The organism is Klebsiella sp. CN_Kp075, from assembly GCF_040065055.2.
GTDB lineage: Bacteria > Pseudomonadota > Gammaproteobacteria > Enterobacterales > Enterobacteriaceae > Klebsiella > Klebsiella aerogenes.
Genome location: NZ_CM198050.1, coordinates 3,595,174 through 3,617,889, shown reverse-complemented (window position 1 = coordinate 3,617,889; position 22,716 = coordinate 3,595,174). Strand labels below are relative to the sequence as shown.

The 22,716-nt window shown below is 55.3% G+C and carries 25 protein-coding genes; 15 read left to right on the top strand and 10 right to left on the bottom strand.

Annotation, left to right across the window (positions count from 1 at the left end; translation table 11 throughout):
- Positions 1–33 precede the first annotated feature (33 nt).
- A complete protein-coding gene (locus ABLV78_RS17325) occupies positions 34–1,719 on the bottom strand; it encodes an aspartate:alanine antiporter (RefSeq protein WP_015704851.1) in 1,686 nt (561 codons plus the stop codon).
- Positions 1,720–1,985: 266 nt separating this feature from the next.
- On the opposite strand from ABLV78_RS17325, the gene ABLV78_RS17320 reads away from it, so the two are divergent.
- A complete protein-coding gene (locus tag ABLV78_RS17320; RefSeq protein WP_015367534.1) occupies positions 1,986–2,369 on the top strand; it encodes an inner membrane protein YbjM in 384 nt (127 codons plus the stop codon).
- 6 nt (positions 2,370–2,375) lie between these two features.
- Here ABLV78_RS17320 and ABLV78_RS17315 read toward each other — a convergent pair whose 3' ends face one another.
- Positions 2,376–2,639: a GrxA family glutaredoxin gene (locus tag ABLV78_RS17315; RefSeq protein WP_045396328.1), complete on the bottom strand. Its 264-nt coding sequence runs from the start codon at positions 2,637–2,639 to the stop codon at positions 2,376–2,378.
- Between the two features lie 186 nt (positions 2,640–2,825).
- On the opposite strand from ABLV78_RS17315, the gene ABLV78_RS17310 reads away from it, so the two are divergent.
- The 12 genes from ABLV78_RS17310 to ABLV78_RS17255 all read left to right on the top strand — a co-directional run bounded on the left by ABLV78_RS17310 (position 2,826) and on the right by ABLV78_RS17255 (position 13,851).
- Complete coding sequence (locus ABLV78_RS17310; protein ID WP_045396326.1) at positions 2,826–3,116, top strand: YbjC family protein; 291 nt, start codon at positions 2,826–2,828, stop codon at positions 3,114–3,116.
- Positions 3,100–3,822 carry a nitroreductase NfsA gene (gene nfsA, locus ABLV78_RS17305; RefSeq protein ID WP_047049066.1) on the top strand — a complete coding sequence of 241 codons (723 nt, stop codon included), beginning with the start codon at positions 3,100–3,102 and terminating at the stop codon, positions 3,820–3,822. The genes ABLV78_RS17310 and nfsA overlap by 17 nt, the downstream gene beginning before the upstream one ends.
- 66 nt (positions 3,823–3,888) lie before the next feature.
- On the top strand, positions 3,889–4,791 hold the full coding sequence (gene rimK / locus ABLV78_RS17300; protein WP_032714148.1) for a 30S ribosomal protein S6--L-glutamate ligase: 903 nt from the start codon (positions 3,889–3,891) through the stop codon (positions 4,789–4,791).
- Positions 4,792–4,879: 88 nt separating this feature from the next.
- Positions 4,880–5,365 (top strand): type III secretion system chaperone family protein, encoded by a 486-nt coding sequence (locus ABLV78_RS17295; protein WP_015367528.1) that lies wholly within the window; start codon positions 4,880–4,882, stop codon positions 5,363–5,365.
- Between the two features lie 330 nt (positions 5,366–5,695).
- On the top strand, positions 5,696–6,808 hold the full coding sequence (gene potF, locus ABLV78_RS17290) for a spermidine/putrescine ABC transporter substrate-binding protein PotF (RefSeq protein WP_032711260.1): 1,113 nt from the start codon (positions 5,696–5,698) through the stop codon (positions 6,806–6,808).
- A 123-nt stretch (positions 6,809–6,931) separates the two neighbouring features.
- Entirely contained in the window at positions 6,932–8,065 is a 1,134-nt protein-coding gene (potG, locus tag ABLV78_RS17285) for a putrescine ABC transporter ATP-binding subunit PotG (RefSeq protein WP_348865200.1), read from the top strand.
- A gap of 10 nt (positions 8,066–8,075) precedes the next feature.
- Positions 8,076–9,029, top strand: coding sequence for a putrescine ABC transporter permease PotH (gene potH / locus ABLV78_RS17280; protein WP_015367525.1), 954 nt, complete (start codon positions 8,076–8,078; stop codon positions 9,027–9,029).
- Entirely contained in the window at positions 9,026–9,871 is an 846-nt protein-coding gene (gene potI, locus ABLV78_RS17275; RefSeq protein ID WP_015367524.1) for a putrescine ABC transporter permease PotI, read from the top strand. The genes potH and potI overlap by 4 nt, the downstream gene beginning before the upstream one ends.
- Before the next feature lie 58 nt (positions 9,872–9,929).
- Positions 9,930–10,418 (top strand): YbjO family protein, encoded by a 489-nt coding sequence (locus tag ABLV78_RS17270; RefSeq protein WP_045396319.1) that lies wholly within the window; start codon positions 9,930–9,932, stop codon positions 10,416–10,418.
- Positions 10,419–10,460: 42 nt separating this feature from the next.
- Complete coding sequence (gene rlmC / locus ABLV78_RS17265; RefSeq protein ID WP_047049062.1) at positions 10,461–11,588, top strand: 23S rRNA (uracil(747)-C(5))-methyltransferase RlmC; 1,128 nt, start codon at positions 10,461–10,463, stop codon at positions 11,586–11,588.
- 77 nt (positions 11,589–11,665) lie between these two features.
- The gene (locus tag ABLV78_RS17260) at positions 11,666–12,382 is read left to right on the top strand and encodes a response regulator transcription factor (RefSeq protein WP_047049060.1); all 717 of its coding nucleotides are present in this window, start codon (positions 11,666–11,668) and stop codon (positions 12,380–12,382) included.
- On the top strand, positions 12,379–13,851 hold the full coding sequence (locus ABLV78_RS17255; RefSeq protein WP_045396315.1) for a sensor histidine kinase: 1,473 nt from the start codon (positions 12,379–12,381) through the stop codon (positions 13,849–13,851). Before ABLV78_RS17260 ends, ABLV78_RS17255 begins: the two co-directional genes overlap by 4 nt.
- A 62-nt stretch (positions 13,852–13,913) precedes the next feature.
- On the opposite strand, the gene artJ is transcribed toward ABLV78_RS17255, so the two are convergent.
- From artJ to yahO, 8 genes are all read right to left on the bottom strand, one after another.
- The gene (gene artJ / locus ABLV78_RS17250) at positions 13,914–14,645 is read right to left on the bottom strand and encodes an arginine ABC transporter substrate-binding protein ArtJ (RefSeq protein ID WP_015367519.1); all 732 of its coding nucleotides are present in this window, start codon (positions 14,643–14,645) and stop codon (positions 13,914–13,916) included.
- Between the two features lie 179 nt (positions 14,646–14,824).
- Positions 14,825–15,493, bottom strand: a complete 669-nt coding sequence (artM, locus tag ABLV78_RS17245) for an arginine ABC transporter permease ArtM (RefSeq protein WP_015704859.1) — start codon at positions 15,491–15,493, stop codon at positions 14,825–14,827.
- Positions 15,493–16,209 (bottom strand): arginine ABC transporter permease ArtQ, encoded by a 717-nt coding sequence (gene artQ / locus ABLV78_RS17240; protein WP_015367517.1) that lies wholly within the window; start codon positions 16,207–16,209, stop codon positions 15,493–15,495. The genes artM and artQ overlap by 1 nt, the downstream gene beginning before the upstream one ends.
- Before the next feature lie 6 nt (positions 16,210–16,215).
- Positions 16,216–16,947, bottom strand: coding sequence for an arginine ABC transporter substrate-binding protein ArtI (gene artI / locus ABLV78_RS17235; protein ID WP_015367516.1), 732 nt, complete (start codon positions 16,945–16,947; stop codon positions 16,216–16,218).
- 19 nt (positions 16,948–16,966) lie between these two features.
- Entirely contained in the window at positions 16,967–17,695 is a 729-nt protein-coding gene (artP, locus tag ABLV78_RS17230; protein ID WP_015367515.1) for an arginine ABC transporter ATP-binding protein ArtP, read from the bottom strand.
- Between the two features lie 226 nt (positions 17,696–17,921).
- Complete coding sequence (locus tag ABLV78_RS17225; RefSeq protein ID WP_045396309.1) at positions 17,922–18,437, bottom strand: lipoprotein; 516 nt, start codon at positions 18,435–18,437, stop codon at positions 17,922–17,924.
- A 146-nt stretch (positions 18,438–18,583) separates the two neighbouring features.
- On the bottom strand, positions 18,584–19,771 hold the full coding sequence (locus ABLV78_RS17220) for an OmpP1/FadL family transporter (RefSeq protein WP_047049056.1): 1,188 nt from the start codon (positions 19,769–19,771) through the stop codon (positions 18,584–18,586).
- Positions 19,772–20,070: 299 nt separating this feature from the next.
- Positions 20,071–20,343: a DUF1471 family periplasmic protein YahO gene (yahO, locus tag ABLV78_RS17215; protein WP_045396302.1), complete on the bottom strand. Its 273-nt coding sequence runs from the start codon at positions 20,341–20,343 to the stop codon at positions 20,071–20,073.
- Between the two features lie 364 nt (positions 20,344–20,707).
- Between yahO and ABLV78_RS17210 the strand changes: the two genes are divergently transcribed.
- Positions 20,708–21,847 carry a GGDEF domain-containing protein gene (locus ABLV78_RS17210; protein ID WP_045396296.1) on the top strand — a complete coding sequence of 380 codons (1,140 nt, stop codon included), beginning with the start codon at positions 20,708–20,710 and terminating at the stop codon, positions 21,845–21,847.
- Positions 21,835–22,677, top strand: a complete 843-nt coding sequence (locus ABLV78_RS17205) for an N-acetylmuramoyl-L-alanine amidase (protein WP_045396293.1) — start codon at positions 21,835–21,837, stop codon at positions 22,675–22,677. The genes ABLV78_RS17210 and ABLV78_RS17205 overlap by 13 nt, the downstream gene beginning before the upstream one ends.
- Positions 22,678–22,716: the final 39 nt, after the last annotated feature.

Below are 22,716 nucleotides of genomic sequence, written 5' to 3'. Positions count from 1 at the left end.
TTTTGCGAAAAAGTTAAAAATTTTCGGCCGGGGCTAGCCAAGGCCCGGCCAGATGATGACGATCAACGTACCGGCAAGGGTGAGCAGCACGTTGGCGATAGCGTAGGTGCCAGCGTAGCCGAGCGCGGGAATATTGCTCCGTGCGGTATCGCTGATAATTTCCATCGCCGGGGCGCAGGTACGCGCGCCCATCATCGCGCCGAACAGCATCGCGCGGTTCATGCGTAGCACATAGGCGCCGAACAGGAAGCAGATCACCACCGGCACCAGGCTGACGATAAGGCCGGCGGCCAGCATTTGCCCGCCAATGGCGCCCAGACCGTTATTGATACCCGCGCCGGCGCTCAGGCCGACCCCGGCCATAAACACCATCAGGCCGAACTCCTTCACCATATTCAACGCCCCCTGCGGGATATAGCCGAAGGTCGGATGGTTAGCTCGCAGGAAACCGAGCATAATGCCGGCGAACAGCAGGCCGGCAGCGTTACCGATGCCGAAGCTGAACGAGCTGAACTGGAAGGTGATCATGCCGATCATCAGGCCGACGATAAAGAAGGCGCAGAAAGCCAGCAGGTCGGTCACCTGGCTGTGAATCGAAATAAAGCCGATACGGTCAGCGACGGTTTTTACGCGGCGGGCGTCGCCGCTCACCTGCAGCACGTCGCCTTTGTTAAGCACCACATTATCGTCGATTGGCATTTCAATCTGGCTGCGGATCACCCGGTTTAAGAAACAGCCGTGATCGGTCAGCTTCAGCTGCGCCAGGCGGCGGCCGACGGCGTTATGATTCTTAACCACAATCTCTTCGGTGACGATACGCATGTCGAGCAGGTCGCGGTCAAACACCTCTTTACCGTTGCGGAAGCTTGGATCGAGACGGGCATGCGCGTCCGGGTAGCCAACCAGCGCGATATCATCGCCCATCTGTAGTACCGCGTCGCCATCCGGGTTCGCCAGGATACCGTTACGACGAATACGCTCGATATAGCAGCCGGTCTGGCGGTAAATCCCCAGCTCACGAAGATTTTTGCCGTCCGCCCACGCGACCAATTCCGGGCCGACGCGGTAGGCGCGGATAACCGGCAGATAGACTTTACGCTTGGAGTCGGTATCCAGACCGCGCTCGCGGGCGATCTGCTGGGCGCTGGTCTGCAGATCCTGATGCTGCAGCTTCGGCATATAGCGCGCGCCGACGATCAGGCTCACCAGGCCAACCAGGTAGGTCAGGGCGTAGCCGAGGCTCAGGTGGTCAAGCGACTGCGCCAGCTGATCGCTGGGCAGGCCAAAGTGGCGTAGGGTATCGCCAGCGCCCACCAGCACCGGGGTGGAGGTCATGGCGCCCGCCAGCATCCCGGCGGTCAGGCCGATGTCCCAGCCAAACAATTTGCCCAGCCCCATAGCGATTAACATCGCGCTGGCCACCATCACCAGCGCCAGCATCAGATAGTTTTTGCCGTCGCGGAAAAAAATCGAAAAAAAGTTGGGGCCCGCTTCGACGCCGACGCAGAAAATAAACAGCATAAAGCCAAGATTTAGCGCATCAGTGTTAATGGCGAAGTGCTGCTGACCTAATAATAAAGAAACGACTAAAACGCCAATGGAATTACCAAGTTGTACTGACCCGAGGCGAAGTTTCCCCAGGCAAAGACCCAGTGCGAGTACAACAAACAATAACAGGATGTAATTCCCGTTTAACAAATCTGCGACGTTTATATTCACGAAAGCCAACTTCTCGTTTACTAGTAAGTTGTTGAAGGAAATGGTTTTTTGGTCTAAGGTTGCTCAAGCGTTCGCACTATGCCGAACGTTATTCTGGCATCCCGTTAATACCGATAAAACAGTGCCGCTAGTTTAATCTTTCCTGGTTGCTGCGGCTAGTCACAATCGTTTTACTCTGACGGGAGCGTTATAAGCATGGACTGCCAGAATGCTATTTCTGACTGGATGAAGTGAAAGATAGTTAGAGGCGAAATCAGGAGGATGTCGTGAAATCTGAGCGCGCGTGGGCCGGTATAATTTGTGGGTTCTTTCTGTTTATTGTGGTCTGTTTATCGCTGTTGCTGCATATGAAAGGGGCTTTTCGGCAAACGGGCAACCCCGAGCTTGGGCTGCTTTTCTTTGTGCTGCCTGGGGCGGTGGCGAGCTGCTTATCCCCCGGCCGGCGCGTCATACGTCCGCTGATTGGCGCCATGCTGGCGGCACCGGTTTGTTTGGTGGTGATGCGGATGTTCTTTATTACTCATCGATCGTTCTGGCAAGAACTGGCGTGGTTATTTAGCGCGGTGTTCTGGTGCGCGCTTGGGGCGCTATGCTTTTTATTTATTTGCGTCTGGCTGGACGCCAGACGCAGGCACTCAACGGAAGAGTAAAAATTCTCAAGCGAACAGGCCGAGATTCTCTTTCGCCCAGGCTTCGAAATCCGTGCAGCCGCCGATGTGTTTCTGATCGACGAAAATCTGCGGTACGGTTTCTACCGGCTTACCGACGGTTTTTTCCAGATCGGCTTTGCTGATGCCTTCCGCGTGGATATCAATGTAGCGATAGCTGAAGTCATCGCGCTCGTTGCTCAGTTTCTCGGCCAGCTCTTTGGCGCGAACGCAATACGGGCAACCTGGGCGACCAAAAATAACGGTAAACATGCTTCTCTCCTTAAATCTCAGCCGGATGGCGAATGTGGCTATGATGCCGCGTTCCGTTAACAAGGGAAAGCAGGTTTTACCTTTTATAGCGATGGTTGCGGGTTATGCTTGATAAATATCATCTGCTGCAAGACCCTACACAGACGCGCCAGCGATGCGCGTGGCATGAGTATATTGAGGAGCGTTATGCGATCGCCTGCCGCATTACCCAAAAGCATTCTGATTGTTGAGCTCGTCGGCATGGCGCTGCTGACGCTGGCCTGGCTGTCGTTGAACCACTATGTTCAGCTGCCGGCGCCGTTTGCCAGCCCGACGGCGGCGCTTATCATGATCTTTGCCGGGATCCTGCTGATGATCCCGGCGGCGATAGCCTTAATGTGGCGAATAGCGAAAATTGTCGCGCCGCAGTTGACCGATAATAAGACCTCATCTTCTACCCCGTCCGAAAGAGAAAAACGCCATGACGCCGACCATTGATCTGCTGCGCCACCACCGTTCCATCCGCCATTTTACCGACGCGCCGATTAGCGACCAGCAGCGTGAGGCGATCATCGCCGGGGCGCAAGGGGCGTCCAGCTCCAGCTTTTTACAATGTACCTCGATTATTCGCATTACCGACCCGCAGCTGCGTGAGCAGCTGGTTCCGTTGACCGGCGGCCAGCAGCACGTGGCGCAGGCGGCGGAGTTTTGGGTGTTCTGCGCCGATTTCAACCGCCACCTGCAAATTTGCCCACAAGCGCAGTTGGGGCTGGCTGAACAGCTGCTGCTGGGCGTCGTCGACACCGCGCTAATGGCGCAGAATGCCTTAATCGCCGCGGAATCCCTGGGATTAGGCGGCGTTTATATTGGCGGCCTGCGTAATAACATTGACGCGGTAACCGAGCTGCTGCAGCTGCCGAAACACGTTTTACCGCTGTTTGGCCTGTGCCTTGGCTGGCCTGCTGACGACCCGCAGGTTAAGCCGCGTATTCCGCCTGCGATGCTGGTGCATGAGAATCACTACCAGCCGCTTGATCAACAGGTGCTGGCGCAGTATGACGAACAGCTGGCGGATTATTATCTGTCGCGCGGCAGTAATACCCGCCGCGATACCTGGAGCGACCATATCCGCCGCACCATCATCAAAGAGAGCCGGCCGTTTATTCTCGACTATTTGCATAAACAGGGCTGGGCAACGCGCTGATTCCCTATACACTTCACCCTGCAAACGCAGTGTGCTGGCTGCCAGTTATTTTCTAAGAGGTGTTGGGTGAAAATCGCTATATTATCCCGGGATGGAACGCTTTATTCTTGCCGCCGCTTGCGTGAAGCCGCGCAAAAACGCGGGCATCAGGTCGAGATCCTCGATCCGCTCTCCTGCTATATGAGCGTCAGCCCGGTTGCCTCCTCAATTCACTATAAAGGGCGACAGTTGCCCCATTTTGATGCAGTCATTCCGCGTATCGGCACGGCCATCACCTACTACGGCACCGCCGCGCTGCGGCAGTTCGAGCTGCTGGGCAGCTATCCGCTAAACGAGTCGGTGGCGATTACCCGCGCCCGCGATAAGCTGCGCTCGTTGCAGCTGCTGGCGCGTCAGGGAATCGATCTACCGGTCACCGGTATTGCCCACTCGCCGGACGACACCAGCGATCTGATCGCGATGGTCGGCGGCGCGCCGCTGGTGGTGAAGTTAGTCGAGGGGACGCAGGGGATCGGCGTGGTGCTGGCGGAAACGCGGCAGGCGGCGGAAAGCGTGATTGACGCCTTCCGGGGTCTCAATGCGCACATTCTGGTGCAAGAATATATCGCTGAGGCAAAAGGGTGCGATATCCGCTGCCTGGTGGTTGGCGATGAAGTGGTGGCGGCGATTGAGCGGCGGGCGAAAGAGGGCGATTTCCGCTCTAACCTGCACCGCGGCGGCGTCGCCACTACGGCCACGCTTAGCGATCAGGAGCGGGAGATGGCGATTAAAGCGGCGCAAACGCTGGGTCTGGACGTGGCAGGCGTGGATATCCTACGCGCCAACCGCGGTCCGCTGGTGATGGAAGTTAACGCCTCGCCGGGGCTGGAAGGGATTGAAACCACCACTCACGTCGATATTGCCGGGCGAATGATCGCGTGGATCGAGCGCCAGGCCACGCCTGGATATTGTCTAAAAATGGGAGGGTAGCGTCACTTCGTTATCCTTTCATGGAATGCGACGCATTTTTTGCGTAAGCTATGCGTCGTTTTTTATCCAGCAAGAGGTCACAGGCACTATGGATTCACTGGTCGTTCCGGGTCTTGATACGTTACGTCATTGGCTCGACGAGTTAGGCATCAGTTTTTTTGAGTGCGACTCCTGCCAGGCGTTGCACCTGCCGCATATGCAGAATTTCGACGGTATTTTCGATGCCAAAATCGACCTGCTGGACAACGTGGTGCTGTTTTCGGCGCTGGCGGAAGTGAAGCCTTCTGCGCTGCTGCCGCTGTCGGCGGACCTGTCGGCGATCAACGCCAGTTCGCTGACCGTAAAAGCGTTCCTTGATATTCAGGATGATAACCTGCCGAAGCTGGTGGTCTGCCAGGCGCTGCCCGTTGGCGCGGGCGTCACTCTCGAACAGTTTGCCTGGTTCTTCCGCCAGAGCGAAGAGCAGGTCTCGATGGTCATTCTGGAAGCCGGCGCCAATCAGCTGCTATATAAAGCGGAAGAGCAGGAAGAAGAGGCCGCAGCCGAAGAAGTGCAATACCATTTTCTGCACTAACTAATAAAAGCAGCCGCTGCGACGGCGGTTGCTTATTTATTCTGTCACAAACCCTCATTTAAAGAATTATTCACTGCTGTTTTAGCGCTTCGCTTTTATCTCGTAGACCTTTATTGGCTGGAAATATGATCCAGGGCGTTTTTTTGCCTGGGCTATATCCTCTTATTCTGGCTACAGTTATTCTGGCGAGGCGTCCATTTGCGGGCAGCCAATCAGGGAGAGGTTTCCTCTCCTTATCTCAGGCAATGAAAAATATGCATGATTCTTGCATGCGTTCAGGTTCGTCTATTGCGTCCGTGAATTAACGGGCCTTGAGAAGGAAATACAGATATGACCGCCTTGGGTAAAAAATGGTTAACAGGTGTGATTACGGGTGCGCTGATGGCCGTTTCTGCCGGCTCGCTCGCAGCGGAACAAAAAACGCTGCACGTCTATAACTGGTCTGATTATATTGCGCCGGACACGGTTGCCAATTTTGAAAAAGAGACCGGTATTAAAGTGGTGTATGACGTATTTGATTCCAACGAGGTGCTGGAAGGTAAATTAATGGCCGGCAGCACCGGGTTCGATCTGGTGGTGCCGTCGGCAAGCTTCCTTGAACGCCAGCTGGCGGCCGGAGTGTTCCAGCCGCTGGATAAAAGTAAACTCCCGAACTGGAAAAACCTCGACCCGAAAGTTTTACAACTGGTGGCGCGTCACGATCCCGATAACAAATATGCGATGCCGTACATGTGGGCGACTACCGGCATCGGCTATAACGTCGATAAAGTGAAAGCGGCGCTGGGTAAAGACGTACCGTTGAACAGCTGGGATCTGGTGCTCAAACCGGAAAACCTTGAGAAGCTGAAAAGCTGCGGCGTCTCCTTCCTTGATGCCCCCGAAGAGATTTTCTCGACGGTGCTGAACTATCTCGGCAAAGATCCAAACAGCACCAAAGCCGATGATTACACCGGACCGGCAACCGATCTGCTGTTGAAGCTGCGCCCCAATATCCGTTACTTCCACTCTTCGCAATATATTAATGACCTGGCAAACGGCGATATCTGCGTCGCTATCGGCTGGGCGGGCGATGTCTGGCAGGCGGCAAACCGGGCGAAAGAGGCGAAGAACGGCGTCAATATCTCCTACTTTATTCCGAAAGAGGGGGCGCTGGCCTTCTTTGATGTCTTCGCCATGCCGGCGGATGCCAAAAATAAAGACGAAGCCTATCAGTTCCTGAACTATCTGCTGCGCCCGGAGGTCATCGCCCACATCAGCGATCACGTCTACTACGCTAACGGCAACAAAGAGGCGACGCCGCTGGTCAGCGCCGACATCCGCAACAATCCGGCGATTTACCCGCCGGAGGATGTCTTCGCCAAGCTGTTCACCCTCAAGGTGCAGGATCCGAAGATTGACCGCGTGCGCACCCGCGCGTGGACCAAAGTGAAAAGCGGAAAATAACGCCGTCAGGCCCGGTACGCCGGGCCTGTAAAGGCCTGACCGACTGTTCGCTGGTGAACATAGAACTGAAGAATGTATGGCAACCGGGCCATACGGTGATTGTATTTGCCGGAGAGCACCCGAGTGAATGACGCAATGCCCCGCCCACAGGCGAAAGCCCCCAAAGCGCTGACCCCGCTGCTGGAAATTCGTAATTTAACCAAATCCTTCGATGGGCAACACGCCGTCGATGATGTCAATCTCACTATTTATAAAGGCGAAATATTCGCCTTACTGGGCGCGTCCGGCTGCGGGAAATCGACGTTGCTACGCATGCTGGCAGGTTTTGAGTTGCCCACCGCCGGGCAGATTGTGCTGGATGGCGTCGACCTGGCGCGCGTGCCGCCGTATCAGCGGCCGATCAATATGATGTTCCAGTCTTACGCGCTGTTTCCCCACATGACTGTTGAGCAAAATATCGCCTTTGGTCTCAAGCAGGACAAGCTGCCGAAGGCGGAGATTAACGCCCGCGTCCAGGAGATGCTGGCGTTGGTGCATATGCAGGAGTTCGCCAAACGCAAGCCGCACCAGCTTTCCGGCGGCCAGCGCCAGCGCGTGGCGCGGGCGCGAAGCCTGGCGAAGCGGCCGAAACTGCTGCTGCTTGATGAACCGATGGGCGCGTTGGATAAAAAACTGCGCGACCGGATGCAGCTTGAGGTGGTGGATATTCTTGAGCGCGTCGGCGTCACCTGCGTGATGGTCACCCATGACCAGGAAGAGGCGATGACCATGGCGGGCCGTATCGCCATCATGAACCGCGGAAAGTTCGTGCAGATAGGCGAGCCGGAGGAGATCTATGAACATCCGACGACCCGCTATAGCGCCGAGTTTATCGGTTCGGTAAACGTCTTCGAAGGGCTGGTCAAAGAGCGACTGGAAGATGGTCTGGTACTGAATGCGCCGGGGCTGGTGCATCCGCTGAAAGTCGATCCGGATGCCTCGGTGGTGGATAACGTGCCGGTCTGGGTGGCGCTGCGTCCGGAGAAAATCATGCTCTGCGACGAACCGCCAGCGGACGGCTTTAACTTTGCGGTAGGCGAGGTTATCCATATTGCCTACCTCGGCGATCTGTCTATCTATCATGTCCGTCTGAAAAGCGGGCAGATGATTAGCGCCCAGCTGCAAAACGAACATCGCCATCGCAAAGGCATGCCGACCTGGGGTGATGAAGTTCGCTTGTGCTGGGACGCCGATAGCTGCGTTGTTCTGACGGTGTAAGGAGAGGGCGATGAGCACATTAGAACCTCCAGCCGGCGGCAAAAAGCCCGGCGGTTTTGCCCTGTGGCTGGCGCGCCAGCAGATGGCCCACGGGCGTAAGCTGGTGATTGCGCTGCCGTATCTGTGGTTAATCCTGCTGTTTTTACTGCCATTCTTGATCGTTTTTAAAATCAGCCTGGCCGAAATGGCGCGGGCGATCCCGCCTTATACCGAGTTACTGTCGTGGGCCGACGGTCAACTGACGTTGACGCTTAATCTCGGCAACTTCCTGCAGCTGACCGACGATCCGCTGTACTTTGAGGCTTATCTGCAGTCGCTGCAGGTGGCGGCAATTTCCACCTTTTGCTGTCTGCTATTGGGCTATCCGCTGGCGTGGGCGGTGGCGCATAGCAAGCCGTCGACGCGCAATATCCTGCTGCTATTGGTGATATTACCTTCGTGGACCTCATTCCTCATTCGCGTTTACGCCTGGATGGGGCTGCTGAAAAGCAACGGGGTGCTCAATAACTTCCTGTTATGGCTTGGAGTTATCGATCAACCGCTGGAGATTTTGCATACCAACCTGGCGGTGTACATCGGTATCGTTTACGCCTACCTGCCGTTCATGGTGCTGCCGATTTATACCGCGCTGACGCGTATCGACTATTCGCTGGTGGAAGCGTCGCTGGATCTCGGCGCCCGGCCGTTAAAGACCTTCTTCCAGGTGATTGTTCCGTTAACGAAAGGCGGCATTATCGCCGGCTCGATGCTGGTGTTTATTCCGGCGGTGGGCGAGTTCGTCATCCCGGAGCTGCTCGGCGGACCTGACAGCATTATGATTGGCCGCGTGCTGTGGCAGGAGTTCTTTAATAACCGCGACTGGCCGGTAGCATCGGCGGTGGCGATTGTGATGCTGCTGCTGTTGATCGTGCCGATCATGTGGTTCCACAAACATCAGCAAAAACAGATGGGGGATCATGGATGAATGACTTACCGGTAGTACGTTCGCCATGGCGAATTCTGATCCTCGTGCTCGGTTTTACCTTTCTGTATGCGCCGATGCTGATGCTGGTTATCTATTCATTTAACAGCTCGAAGCTGGTGACGGTATGGGCGGGGTGGTCGACGCGCTGGTATAGCGAGCTGTTTCATGATGACGCGATGATGAGCGCGGTGGGGCTAAGCCTGACCATTGCCGCCTGTGCGGCGACGGCGGCGGCGATCCTCGGTACGATTGCCGCGGTGGTGCTGGTGCGTTTTGGCCGTTTTCGCGGTTCCAACGGTTTTGCTTTTATGATCACCGCGCCGCTGGTGATGCCCGATGTGATTACCGGGCTGTCGCTACTGCTGCTGTTCGTCGCGTTGGGGCATTCCATCGGCTGGCCATCGGATCGCGGCATGTTGACGATATGGCTGGCGCACGTCACCTTCTGTACCGCCTACGTGGCGGTGGTGATCTCTTCACGTCTGCGCGAGCTGGACAGGTCAATCGAAGAGGCGGCGATGGATCTCGGCGCCGCGCCGCTGAAGGTGTTCTTCGTGATAACCTTGCCGATGATTATGCCGGCGGTCATTTCCGGCTGGTTGCTGGCCTTTACCTTGTCGCTTGATGATCTGGTGATTGCCAGCTTCGTTTCCGGGCCGGGGGCGACGACGCTGCCGATGCTGGTCTTCTCCAGCGTGCGGATGGGCGTTAACCCGGAAATTAACGCCCTGGCGACCTTAATCCTCGGCGTGGTGGGAATTGTCGGTTTTATCGCCTGGTATTTAATGGCTCGCGCAGAAAAGCAGCGCGTGCGCGATATCCAGCGTGCAAGAAGGGGCTGAACCCACTAAAATCGCTAACAGAGCCTATTATCGGCGCCGCACACGTGGCGCCGTTTTCATGGATGACTTTACGTTGGGATTGTTTACAAAAACTCGATCGTCTCATGCTCGTCTTAACGTCCCTGTGCTGGTACAGGTGGCGGCCTTTGCTATTATCTTAATTCGCGGTCTCGACCTGTTAATGATCCTCAATCAGCTTGGCGTGCAGGGAATTGCCGATTTTATCCATCGTAGCGTGCAAACCTGGGCCCTGACGCTGGTGTTTCTGGCGAGTCTGGCGTTGGTGTTTATCGAGATCTGGTGCGCCTTTTCGCTGGTGAAAGGCCGTAACTGGGCGCGCTGGCTCTACCTGCTGACGCAAATTATCGTCATCTCTTATCTGTGGGCGGCCTCGATTGGCTATGGCTATCCGGAACTGTTCAGCGTTGCCGGGGAGTCAAAGCGGGAAATTCTCCATGCGCTGTTTCTGCAGAAGCTGCCGGATCTGCTGGTGCTGGCGCTATTGTTTATCCCGGCGTCGTGCCGACGGTTTTTCCGCTTGCAATAACGGTGATACAATCCCCGCCCCGGTTTTTTTGAAGGTCTTCTTATGCACTGCGCACTTTACGACGCGGGCCGCTGCCGTTCCTGTCAGTGGCTGGAATTGCCATTGACGCAACAGCTCGCCGATAAAATGGCGAACCTGCGCGAACTGCTGGCGGGTCAGCCGGTGATGACATGGCTTGCTCCGGTCTCAGGTCCGGAGACGGCGTTTCGCAACAAAGCGAAAATGGTCGTAAGCGGTAGCGTAGAGCGCCCGCTGCTCGGCATGCTGCATCGCGATGGCACGCCGGAAGATCTCACCGATTGCCCGCTGTACCCGCCGAGTTTCGCGCCGGTTTTCGCCGCGCTGAAGCCGTTTATCGCCCGCGCCGGACTCACCCCCTATAACGTTGCCCGCAAGCGCGGCGAGCTGAAGTATTTGCTGCTGACCGAAAGCCAGCAGGGCGGCATGATGTTGCGTTTCGTCCTGCGCTCTGCGGATAAGCTTGCACAACTGCGCGCCGCGCTGCCGTGGCTGCAGCAGCAGTTGCCGCAGCTTAAGGTGATTACCGCCAATATTCAGCCCGTGCACATGGCTATCATGGAAGGGGAGCAGGAGATTTTCCTCAGCGATCAACCGGCGCTGGCGGAGAACTTTAACGGCGTACCGCTGTGGATCCGCCCGCAAAGCTTTTTCCAGACCAACCCGACGGTGGCGAGCCAGCTCTACGCTACCGCCCGCGACTGGGTGCGCGCGCTGCCGGTCAACCACATGTGGGATCTGTTTTGCGGCGTCGGCGGTTTTGGTCTGCACTGCGCCACCCCGCAGATGCGCCTTACCGGTATCGAAATCGCTCCGGAAGCCATCGCCTGCGCGAAGCAATCCGCGGCCCAGTTGGGGTTAAGCAATCTCCATTTTCAGGCGCTGGATTCCACGCAATTCGCGACGCATGAAGACGATATTCCACAGCTGGTGCTGGTCAACCCGCCGCGGCGCGGCATCGGCGCCGAACTGTGCGATTATCTAAGCCGCATGGCGCCGCCGTATATCATTTACTCGAGCTGTAACGCCCGGACAATGGCCGCAGATATTGACCGTCTGCAGGGCTATCGCGTTGAGCGTGTACAGTTGTTCGATATGTTCCCACATACCGCGCATTATGAAGTGCTGACGCTGCTGGTTCGTGAAGTTTAAACAAAATGTGAACTCTTTAAGCGGCTGAAATCGGGTAAGCTTTATGAAACGAGCGTGAAATTCGTGGAGCGAATCTGATGAGTAAAAAAATCCTGCTGGTGGAAGATGATGATGATATCGCGGCTTTGTTGCGCCTGAATCTGCAGGATGAAGGGTATCAAATCGTGCATGAAGCGGACGGCGCGCAGGCGCTGCGCCAGTTGGATAACGGCGTCTGGGACGCGGTGATTCTTGACCTGATGTTGCCTAACGTCGACGGGCTGGAGATTTGCCGCCGCATCCGCCAGCAAACGCGCTATCTGCCGGTGATTATTATTAGCGCCCGTTCCAGCGAAATCCAACGCGTGCAGGGGCTGGAGATGGGCGCCGATGATTATCTGGCGAAACCTTTTTCCCTACTGGAGCTGATTGCCCGGGTGAAGGCGGTGTTCCGCCGTCAGGAAGCGATGGGACAAAATCTCTTGATGGATGCCGGACGTATCGCCTGCCACGGCCTGAATATCGACCCGCTGTCCAGGGAAGTCAGGCTACGCGGTGAACTGGTGGATCTCACGCCGCGCGAATTCGATCTGCTCTATTACTTTGCCCGCCATCCCGGCGAAGTTTTTTCGCGCCTGGCGCTGCTGGATAGCGTCTGGGGCTATCAGCATGAAGGCTATGAACATACGGTCAACACGCATATTAATCGTCTGCGCACGAAAATAGAGCGCGACCCGGCAGAGCCGGACATTATTCTTACCGTCTGGGGGAAGGGCTATAAATTTGCCCCCTACAGCGCCGGGGCGCAGTCATGATCCGCCGACTCAGCCTCAGCCAACGGCTGTCGTTGGTGTTTATCGGCTTGCTGCTGCTGTGCGCGCTCTCCGTCTGCCTGCTCCAGCTCTATAGCAGCGCGCAGTACGGTAACGTCATGGTGCAGCGGCTTTCCGCCGGGCTGGCGCAGCAGATTGCTGCTCGCGAGCCGCTGCTCAACGCCCGCGGCGAGGTCGATCGCGCGGCATTGAAACCACTATTTGACCGTCTGATGGTGTTTAACCCAAGCGTCGAGCTGTACCTCGTTTCGCCGGATGGCGAGCTGCTGGCGGATGCCGCGCCGCCGGGGCACATTAAACGCCAGCGCATTGCCATGGCGCCGGTGCAGGCGTTTCTCTCCGGCGGCGCGTGGCCGATTTATGGCGACGATCCGCGCAGCATGGACCAGCAAAAAGTGTTTAGCGCCGCGCCGCTACGCCTTGACGGCCAGCTACGTGGCTATCTTTATATTATTCTGCAGGGCGAAACGTTTAATGAACTGGCGCAGAGCGCCTGGCAGAAGACGCTGTGGAGCTTGCTGCTATGGACCCTGCTGCTGGTGGCGCTATTTGGCCTGTTGGCCGGCGGCCTGGCGTGGTACTGGGTAACGCGCCCGGTACGCCAGCTGACGGCGCTGGTGGCGGCGGGGGATAGCGACAGCATTCGCGCAATCAAAGCGCTGGCGGCGCAGGCGCCGGACCCGTATCCCGGAAATGAAGTGGCGCTGCTGCATAACCGTTTTATCGAACTGGCGCAGCAGATCGCCGGGCAGTGGGATCGGCTGGCTGATAGCGATCGTCAGCGCCGGGAGTTTATTGCCAATATTTCGCATGACCTGCGTACGCCGCTGACTTCGCTGCTGGGGTATCTGGAGACGCTATCGCTTAAGGATGATCGCCTGACGGCGCAGGAGCGCAAGCAGTATCTGAATATCGCGCTACGCCAGGGAAATAAAGTTCGTCATCTCTCACAACAGCTATTTGAGCTGGCGCGCCTTGAACATGGCGGTATTAAGCCGCAGCCGGAAAAGTTTATCCTTGCCGAGCTGATTCAGGACGTGGCGCAAAAATTCGATCTGGCGATTGCCACCCGCGAAATCCGTCTGCGCCTGGAATTGGCGTCAGGCTTGCCGTTAGTTGAGGCGGATCTTTCGATGATGGAGCGGGTATTAACTAATCTGCTGGATAACGCCATTCGCCATACTCCGCACGGGGGCGAAATTCGTCTGTCGTCGCGCCAGCAGGGGGCACAGGTGGTGGTCGAGGTGGCCGATAGCGGCCCGGGCGTCGCCGGTGAATTACGGGCCAATCTGTTTGAGCGGCCATCGGTACTGGAACCGGGGCAGCAGAGCGCCTCACGAGGCGGGCTGGGGTTGATGATTGTTCGGCGGATGCTGCAACTGCACGGGGGCGATATTCGCCTGCTGGAAGTACCGGCAGGGGCCTGTTTCCAGTTTACCCTGCCGCTGTAAGGGGGAGCGTTGCCGTTTGACCCGGCTCAGGCGGTTGCGCCCTAAGCCGGGAAGCGCAGGTCTTACTCCGGGAACCACTGGTTGCTAATTTTCTGGTAGGTTCCGTCAGCTTTAATCGCTTTCAGCGCGGCGTTGAGTTTTTCCAGCAGCGCTTTATTATCCGGGCGCACCGCAATGCCGAGACCGGTACCGAAGTACTGCGGGTCGGTCACTTTCGGCGTCGCCGCGCCTAACTGCGGGTTGGTCTTCAGCCATTCGTTGACCACCGCGGTATCGCCGAAGACGCCATCGATACGGCCGTTTTTCAGGTCGATAATGGCATTCTGATAGCTATCGTAAGCGACGGTTTTGACTTCCGGGTGCTTATCCTGCAGGTATTTCTGGTGCGTGGTGCCGTTTTCCATGCCGATACGCTTACCCTTCAGGTCATCAAAAGAGTGGTACGCGTCTTTTTTGGCGATCACCAGCGCCGAGTTGGCATAGTACGGGTCGGTAAACGCAACCTGTTTGCTACGCTCAGGCGTGATGTCCATGCCGGAAATTACCGCATCATACTTTTTAAATTTTAGCGCCGGGATCAGGCTGTCGAAAGCGTGGTTGGTAAAAGTACAGTCGGCCTGCATTTGCTTACACAGCGCTTTAGCCAGATCGAGATCGAAACCGACAATCTGGTTATTCGCATCCATGGATTCAAATGGCGGATAGGTCGCGGAAACGCCAAAGCTGATTTTTTCCGCGGCAGCGGCGCCAAAGGCGAAAGAGCTAAGCAGAGCGGCCAGAACTAACTTTTTCATAGTGGGACTCCCGTCGGTCAATCTTATGATGTTGTGCCGGTTTACGGCTGAAGTTCACAATGCCATTAAATGAATTTATATGCAATAAAGTTGTATGTTTATTTTATTGGTTATAAAAAAAATGGGTAAGCATTGGCACTTACCCGTTTCATTATTTACTGTTTATGCATTTCGTAATGTTAGTTACGACGCTCGAAGGCCAGCGCTTTTCTTTCCACCAGACGCATCAGCAGCGTCAGCAGGCCGTTCACCACCAGATAAATGATACCGGCTGCGCCGAAGACCATCACGTCATAGGTACGCCCGTACAGCAGCTGGCCATGGCCCATCACTTCCATCAGGGTGATGGTGTAAGCCAGCGAGGTGCTTTTAAAGACCAGTACCACTTCGTTAGAGTACGAGGAGAGGGCGCGTTTAAAAGCATACGGTAGCAGAATCGCCAGCGTATCCTTCTTGCTCATCCCCAGCGCGCTGCAGGACTGCCACTGGCCGTCCGGAATGGCGCGGATGGCGCCGTAGAACAGCTGGGTAGTATAAGCCGCGCTGTTTAACGATAAGGCGATCAGCGCGCACAGCCAGGGCTCAGAAATCAGATGCCACAGCACCGGGTAATTCTGCAATGACGGGAACTGTCCTGGCCCGTAGTAGATCAGGAAGATCTGCACCAGCAGCGGCGTCCCGGTAAACAGGGTGATATAGCCGCGGACGATCCACACCACCACCGGCGTTTTTAACGTCAGGACGATGGTAAAGATCAGCGCCAGGATCAGCGCCACGACGATCGATGCCGCGGTCAGCGTCAGGCTGGTATGCAGCCCTTTCAGCAGTTCGGGTAAGTAATCGAGCATCAACCTGGTCTCCGTTCGAAGCGCGTCGCACGCTGGTCAATACGCTTGAGGATGTATTGACTCAACAGGGTGATGACGAGATAAATCGCTGCCGCAATGATGTACCAGTTAAACGGCTCCTGAGTACGGGTAGCAATACTTTTGGTTTGCAGCATCAGGTCGTTGACGCTGATAAGGCTGACCAGCGCGGTATCCTTCAGCAGCACCAGCCACTGGTTGCCCAGACCCGGCAGAGCATGGCGCCACATCTGCGGCATCACCAGGCGAAAGAATATCGCCGCCTTCGACAAACCCAGCGCTTGTCCGGATTCCCACTGCCCCTGCGGCACCGCTTTCAAGGCGCCGCGCAGGGTCTGCGAGGCATAGGCTGCATACAGTAGGGAAAGCGCAATGGCGCCGCAGAGGAACGGGCTGACGTCGAAATTCTCAATTTGCATCTGTACCGGAATCTGCACAAACCCAAGATTGAGAGTAAAACCGTCAGACAGCGTCAGCAGCAGCTGTGAGGAACCAAAGTAGATAAACAGCACCACCAGAATTTCCGGTAGGCCGCGTAAAATCGTGACGATGCCGGTCGCCAGCCATGCCACAGGACGCCATTTCACCGACTCCAGCACGGCGAAAAGCATCGCCAGCACCAGGCCGATGACCAGCGCGCAAACGGCAAGGCCGACGGTCATCCCGGCGGCGCTTGCTAATGGAAAAAATTCGTTCATTCAGCGTTACTTCTGGAACCATTTGCTATAGATGGTCTGGTACGTCCCATCTTTCTTCACTTTTTCCAGCGCAGCATTAAATTTCTGCTGCAGCTCGGTATTGCCCTGACGAACCGCAATGCCGAGGCCGGTACCGAAGTAGTCTTTATCCGTCACTTTATCACCCACTGGCGCCAGCTTCGGATTGCTCTTCAGCCATTCGGTCACTACCGCCGTGTCGCCGAAGACGGCGTCAATGCGGCCGTTTTGCAGATCCAGTTTGGCATTCTGGTAGCTGTCGTAAGGAACGGTGGTGATTTCCGGATGCTTATCAGTGATGAATTTCTGGTGGGTAGTGCCGTTCTGCACGCCAACTTTTTTGCCTTTAAGCTGGTCAATGCCGGTGAACTTGCCCTGCTGGCCGACGAACAGCGCCGAGTTTTCATAATACGGGGTGCTGAACAGTACCTGTTTTTCACGCTCAGGGGTGATATCCATACCGGCCATGACGGCGTCGAAGCGGCGGAATTTCAGCCCTGGGATCAGACTATCGAAAGCCTGGTTAGTAAAGGTGCAGGTCGCGTCCATCTCTTTGCACAGCGCGTTAGCCAGATCGACGTCAAAGCCGACGATTTTGTTGTTGGCGTCTACCAGCTCAAACGGAGGGTAGGAGGCCTCGGTGGCGAAACGGATGGTCTGGGCTGCGGTAGCGGAAAGGCTCATGCCCGCGAGCAGAGCGGCAATCAGTACTTTTTTCATCGTTATTTCCCCGAAAACATCAATGTGAAAGATAGTTTTTAAAGGCGTCGGTTTGCGGATGCGCGAAGCAGTTAGCATCCCCTTGCTCAACGATATGCCCGTTTTCCATATACACCACGCGGCTGGCGGTTTTACGCGCCACTTCCACTTCGTGGGTAACGATAACCTGGGTGATTCCGGTCTCCGCCAGTTCGCGAATGATGCTGACGATCTGGGCAGTGATTTCCGGATCCAACGCGGCGGTGGGTTCATCAAATAGCAGCACCTGAGGCTCCATCATCAGTGCGCGGGCAATCGCTACGCGCTGCTGTTGACCGCCTGACAGATGCAGCGGATAGCGGTCGCTGTAAGGTTTAAGGCGTAAACGCTCGAGCAGTTTTTCGGCGCGCGCCAGCGCCTGATCTTTGGTTAAGCCCAGCACGCGGCACGGGGCTTCGATCAGGTTTTGCACCACCGTCAGATGTGGCCACAGATTGTACTGTTGGAAGACCATCCCGACATTCTGGCGCAGCTCGCGAATAGCTTTGTCAGACGGCGCTTTGGTGAAGTCGAATTGATTACCGGCGATGTTTAAGGTACCGGAACGCGGCATCTCCAGCAGGTTGAGTACGCGAAGCAGCGAGCTTTTACCGGCGCCGCTTGGGCCGAGGAGCACCAGCGTTTCCCCCTGCGGGCAATCCAGCGTGATGTCGAACAGCGCCTGGTGCGCGCCGTAGAAGCAATTAATGCCGTTTAGTTTAATACTCATCTGGGCAGTCTGATACGAATAGCTATTGAGGCCGCAAATAGTACCTTTGACAGAATAGTTATGCAATATTTATGCGTTAAAAGTTAAATGTAAACCACATTTATCACTAAAGTTAGCACAAAATATGGGTTCGTGTGGTAGGGGGGAACAAATGTCGGCATTACCGCACGGAATACCGACATTTTACCGGGGTTATCGTTTCAGCGGGGTGGCTTTAACGCCGAAATCAGCGTTTCTCAAGACTCTGACGCAGCGTACCCGCCGGAGCGTGGCTGTTTATGCCAAGGTAGCGGACATCGTCAACCGCCCAGCACTGGCCTTCCTGAATCATCAGCACTTCATCTTTCCAGCTCTGCGTACCCTGTTTCAATTCGACGCGCAGCGGAATATTGCGCGCATCGCGGTTCGGGATGGTCGAGGCGCTGGCGACGTCGGCGCTATCCGCCGGGGTGGAACTGCTGGAGAATGGATTTGATTGCAGCAGCGCGTTACGCGATGGATCCTGACGGGCGTCGTTCAGCAGTTTAGCCAAATCGTCGCTCAGATACGGGCGCAGAGCGGTGAGATCGTTATTTCGGTGCTGGATTTGATAATCATAGAACTGCTGCGCTACCTCGTCCGGGCCGCCCTCGATGCAGGAACCGCTGCGGGTGCCGTTGTCTTTATAAGCCGGGGTCACGGTGGTACAGGCGCTCAGCGCCAGTGCGCAAGGCAAAACAAGTGCAAGAATGTTGTAGCGCATGATGATTTCCTTATGAACTCACTACGTTGTTAGATTCTGCTAAAGCATAGCGTAAGCGCGCCAATTGTACTTGACGCAAAGAGCTAAGACCTTGATGTGACAACGACCATCGGCTGCCCGCGCTTCTTGTGCGGGCAGCCGGCGTATCAGAACTGATAACTATAGTTGACGCTGGCGAACCACAGGTAAGGGTGATCGTAGCTGCCGGCGATGAGTTCCGGTGATTTTACGTGGGAAGATTGCATGTGCAGATAAGAGACTGCGACGCCGATATTGCTGGCCGGGGTTATCTGGTATTGCGCGCCGGTGGCGAAGCGCCACTCATCGCCGGTCGGCAGCGAGAGCGCCGTGTCGCTTTGTGAATCATAAACCGTGCTGTCGAACCCGACGCCGGCGTTCAGACGCCACTGCTCGGTCGGCCGGTACTGTACGCCGACGGCGGTATGCCAGGAGTCCTTCAGGCGGTTATTTTTACTACTTTCGTGACCGGCAACGGTGATTTGCGGGCTGCCGAACTGGCTCCAGTCCTGCCAGCCGAGATCGCCCATGACCGACCACTGTTTATTGATGTCATGCACCAGGCTGAGCATAATCTGCTGCGGCGCGCGGACCTGGGCGGAAATCGGTAGATCATATGAGACGTTCGGTAAATTAGGGAAACGCGCTTTCCCCTTAACGTTAAAGTCATAATCGGTTTTACTGTTCCAGGTGATGCCGGCGCGGGTCTGGTCGGTCAACTGCATCAGCAAACCCAGGCGGTAACTCATCGCCCAATCATGATCTTTATCTTTCTCGTCATTACCGTCGACGTTACGCGTCAGCGATAAATAACCATAGTTCAGGTTGGCGGAGGCGCCGACAGAGAGACGATCGTTAAGTTTCCACGCCAGCGATGGGCTCAGCGTCATCGCCACCATGGTACTTTTTTTGATCAGCCGGTCGCCGGCCCAGTTGCCAAAATCAATGCCTAAACCGTAGTTGCCGTACAGACCGATCCCGGCATACACCTCATCATTGATTTTCTGCGCATAAAAGCCGCTGGCGTTAGGGAACAGATTCATCACGTTACCAGGACTATTACCGCCGTGGTCATTATTCATCTGGTACGGGACATCGCCGCCCATGACCTGTGCGCCGCCGGTAAACATATGGTCAGGCAATCGGGTCATGCCGGCAGGGTTGGTGACGATGGTGGAGGCGTCCTGCGCGCGGGCGGCCTGGCCTGCGCCTGCCAGGCCGACGTCTTCGGTGCCGATTTCATAAAAATAGAGCGCGCTGGCATGGGTAAAGCCAGAGCAGAGCAACCCAGAAATAAGAAATGCGATTTTTTTCATTTGCCACCTGCGGTAATTTAAACGCGAGCATCTTCTTATGCCCAAAAGTATAGAGGACATCTCTTTTTGGCGTCGAATTTATACTGATAGTCCAGGGGGATATATTGCGAGTCCGATAACGGAGTGGATTAACTATTTTAGTCGTTATCCGGATTAGCATCCTGATGAAGGCGCATATTTGATATGACTAGTCGCGGATGGTAAATGAGAAAGGCGTATAAAAATAAATGTTCGCAGGGAAATTAAAAAGAAGCATTATCATCCTCAGATGATAATGCTCTTATAATGGGAAAAACTAATTATTTCTTCTTATAGATATTCGCGGATACGTGCAGTTTCTTATCGGTATTGCCGGAAGAGAGAACCACAACGTCAGCGCCTTTTTCATCGGCTTTTTTGATCAGTTCTTCGCGCGCATCGCTTGGCGCAGTTTGACCGGTAGAGGAGATGGTACCAATTTTGTGGTATTGACCCTGTACTTTAGCGAAATCTTCTTTGCTCAGAATTTCTGCAGAAAATGCGTTCGCGGTTAAAAACAATGCTGCACCTGCCACTAAAGCTGCATATTTCATATTATTAATCTCCATTGTTTATCTTGCTATCATCATGCCCTTGTTTTAACTAACCAATGAGCGCCATCAGATTGAATCAAGCCCGTCTTTTTTTCAAGCGAAATGCTGCATTTTTATGACCTTTAATTAACGATTTTTTAAAGAAAAGATGACGTGGTTCTCATTGATAACGCTTGCTTTTTATTGCGCAATAGACTGTATCGGGGCGTAAGATCTTTTTCATCTGTCGTTAGCTGAAAATGACGTTAAGCGGCGAATGGCTGAAGCGGCCGGCAACAGACATTCCCGGATTGATGGTTTATCATATAGAAAAGTTACCGCGGGCAGCTTAACGCATTGTCCAGATGCTGAAAAAGGAGTAGCTATGCCGACAGAACAACGGCTGGATCCGCGCGAAAATCGAACGATGCTGTGGGCCAGTCGCGAAAATGTGCAAAAACACGCGCTGTCGCGCAGCATGCCGTGGCTGGCGTTCGTCAATATTGCCTTTGCCTTGATGGTCATCTTCCGCAACGTTCTGTTCACCGAGTTCAATCATCAAAGATTGACTAATCCAGATATTATCCCTTATCTGGAGATGGCGCTTGGGGTCATTATCGTTTTCTCGCTGGCGCTTTGCGTGATGGTTATCTCCGGGCGAATATTAAGTGGTATTTATGCCACTAAAGTGATTTCTGCTATCTTATTGATCCTCAGCTTATGTTGGGCGATGAGTAGTTACTGTTTCATCATTTTATGGTCGCTGCCGTTCGCCTGGCCGCTGCTGGTTATTTTAATGACCACCGGTCTTGCCGCGCTCTATTATTTCCCGGTGGGCCTTGTAGCTTACCTTGTTCCTTTATGGGGTACTTCATTACTCGCTGGGGTGCAAATACATCACGGCGTCGATTTACGTTTTTTAATTCTTTGGGTAATTTGTACCGCTATTATGGTATACGGCCGTCAGATATTACAGCGCTGGTATGATGAAGCCTGGAATACCCATCAGGAGAATATGCAACTGATTAACCGGCTGGAAAACATGGCTAATCAGGATGCGTTGACGGCGACGGCTAACCGTCGGGCGCTGGACAATTTTTTGGCTCAGGCCTGGGAACGGAAAGAGCCGCTGGCGCTGATCATTCTCGATGTCGACTTTTTTAAACGTTATAACGACCACTACGGTCACCAGGCCGGTGATTACTGCCTCTCCTGCATCGCCTCAGTGCTGAAGATGTCGGTGCGCGCGCAGGATGATATGGTGGCGCGCTATGGCGGCGAGGAGTTTGTGATTGTCCTGCCGCTGCAATCATTAGATAGCGCTACGGCGGTGGCGCAGCGGATCCAACAGAAAATTCGCGAAGCGGCGCTGCCGCATGCCAAATCCGATGTTGGGCCGCTGGTGACGGTCAGTATGGGGATTGTCGCTTCAGAGGGAGGCACCCCGCCTTCAGAGTTGATCGCGCAGGCGGATGCGGCGCTGTATAAAGCCAAGCAAGAAGGGCGTAATCGATGGTCTTATTAGGAAAGCGCATTATCCAGCTTGCGCTTGCCGCGTTGCTGCTGGCAGGCTGTGCGCAGGAGCAGGGCATTGTCGACAAACAGGGTTATCAGCTGGATACCCGTCATCCGGCGCAGGCGGCTTATCCTCGTATTAAGGTCCTGGTCATTCACTATACCGCCGATAACTTTGATGTCTCGTTGGCGACCCTGACCGATAAAGAGGTCAGTTCGCACTATTTAATTCCCGAGCAGCCGCCGCTGCGCCACGGTAAACCGCGTATCTGGCAACTGGTGCCGGAGGAAGATTTAGCCTGGCACGCCGGCATCAGCTTCTGGCGCGGCAGCACGCGGATCAACGATACGTCGATTGGTATTGAGCTGGAAAATCGCGGCTGGCAAAAAAACGGCGATATAAAAAGTTTTACCCCATTTAATCCAGCGCAAATTGCAGCGCTTATCCCGCTGGCGAAAGATATCATCGCCCGCTATCACATTCAGCCGCAGAACGTCGTCGCCCATGCCGATATCGCGCCGCAGCGTAAGGACGACCCCGGCCCGCTGTTCCCGTGGCGAGCGCTGGCGCAGCAGGGGATTGGCGCCTGGCCCGATGATGCGCGTGTCGCCTTTTATCTGCAAGGGCGCCCGAGCTGGCAGCCGGTCGATCGCGGCGAATTGTTAGACCTGCTGTCGCGCTACGGCTATCAGGTCACTCCGGAGATGACCCCGGCGCAGCAAAAACGGGTGATCATGGCTTTCCAGATGCACTTCAGGCCATCACGCTGGGACGGCGTGGCCGATGCGCAAACGCAGGCCATCGCCGAGGCGTTGCTGGAAAAATATGGGCAGGGGTGAACATTTGGCAGCAAACAGGATGGTTTGCTGCCGTAATCG

Bases quoted from the DNA above. Each gene is read 5' to 3' on its own strand.
- ABLV78_RS17295 (WP_015367528.1), top strand. From the start codon at position 4,880: ATGGATTCACTGGTCGTTCCGGGTCTTGATACGTTACGTCATTGGCTC.
- ABLV78_RS17205 (WP_045396293.1), top strand. From the start codon at position 21,835: ATGGTCTTATTAGGAAAGCGCATTATCCAGCTTGCGCTTGCCGCGTTG.
- ABLV78_RS17270 (WP_045396319.1), top strand. From the start codon at position 9,930: ATGGATGACTTTACGTTGGGATTGTTTACAAAAACTCGATCGTCTCAT.
- potH (WP_015367525.1), top strand. From the start codon at position 8,076: ATGAGCACATTAGAACCTCCAGCCGGCGGCAAAAAGCCCGGCGGTTTT.
- ABLV78_RS17225 (WP_045396309.1), bottom strand. From the start codon at position 18,437: ATGCGCTACAACATTCTTGCACTTGTTTTGCCTTGCGCACTGGCGCTG.
- potF (WP_032711260.1), top strand. From the start codon at position 5,696: ATGACCGCCTTGGGTAAAAAATGGTTAACAGGTGTGATTACGGGTGCG.
- potI (WP_015367524.1), top strand. From the start codon at position 9,026: ATGAATGACTTACCGGTAGTACGTTCGCCATGGCGAATTCTGATCCTC.
- artJ (WP_015367519.1), bottom strand. From the start codon at position 14,645: ATGAAAAAGTTAGTTCTGGCCGCTCTGCTTAGCTCTTTCGCCTTTGGC.
- rlmC (WP_047049062.1), top strand. From the start codon at position 10,461: ATGCACTGCGCACTTTACGACGCGGGCCGCTGCCGTTCCTGTCAGTGG.
- ABLV78_RS17315 (WP_045396328.1), bottom strand. From the start codon at position 2,639: ATGTTTACCGTTATTTTTGGTCGCCCAGGTTGCCCGTATTGCGTTCGC.
- nfsA (WP_047049066.1), top strand. From the start codon at position 3,100: ATGACGCCGACCATTGATCTGCTGCGCCACCACCGTTCCATCCGCCAT.
- artM (WP_015704859.1), bottom strand. From the start codon at position 15,493: ATGCTCGATTACTTACCCGAACTGCTGAAAGGGCTGCATACCAGCCTG.
- ABLV78_RS17220 (WP_047049056.1), bottom strand. From the start codon at position 19,771: ATGAAAAAAATCGCATTTCTTATTTCTGGGTTGCTCTGCTCTGGCTTT.
- artQ (WP_015367517.1), bottom strand. From the start codon at position 16,209: ATGAACGAATTTTTTCCATTAGCAAGCGCCGCCGGGATGACCGTCGGC.
- ABLV78_RS17310 (WP_045396326.1), top strand. From the start codon at position 2,826: ATGCGATCGCCTGCCGCATTACCCAAAAGCATTCTGATTGTTGAGCTC.
- artI (WP_015367516.1), bottom strand. From the start codon at position 16,947: ATGAAAAAAGTACTGATTGCCGCTCTGCTCGCGGGCATGAGCCTTTCC.
- ABLV78_RS17260 (WP_047049060.1), top strand. From the start codon at position 11,666: ATGAGTAAAAAAATCCTGCTGGTGGAAGATGATGATGATATCGCGGCT.
- yahO (WP_045396302.1), bottom strand. From the start codon at position 20,343: ATGAAATATGCAGCTTTAGTGGCAGGTGCAGCATTGTTTTTAACCGCG.
- ABLV78_RS17210 (WP_045396296.1), top strand. From the start codon at position 20,708: ATGCCGACAGAACAACGGCTGGATCCGCGCGAAAATCGAACGATGCTG.
- ABLV78_RS17255 (WP_045396315.1), top strand. From the start codon at position 12,379: ATGATCCGCCGACTCAGCCTCAGCCAACGGCTGTCGTTGGTGTTTATC.
- artP (WP_015367515.1), bottom strand. From the start codon at position 17,695: ATGAGTATTAAACTAAACGGCATTAATTGCTTCTACGGCGCGCACCAG.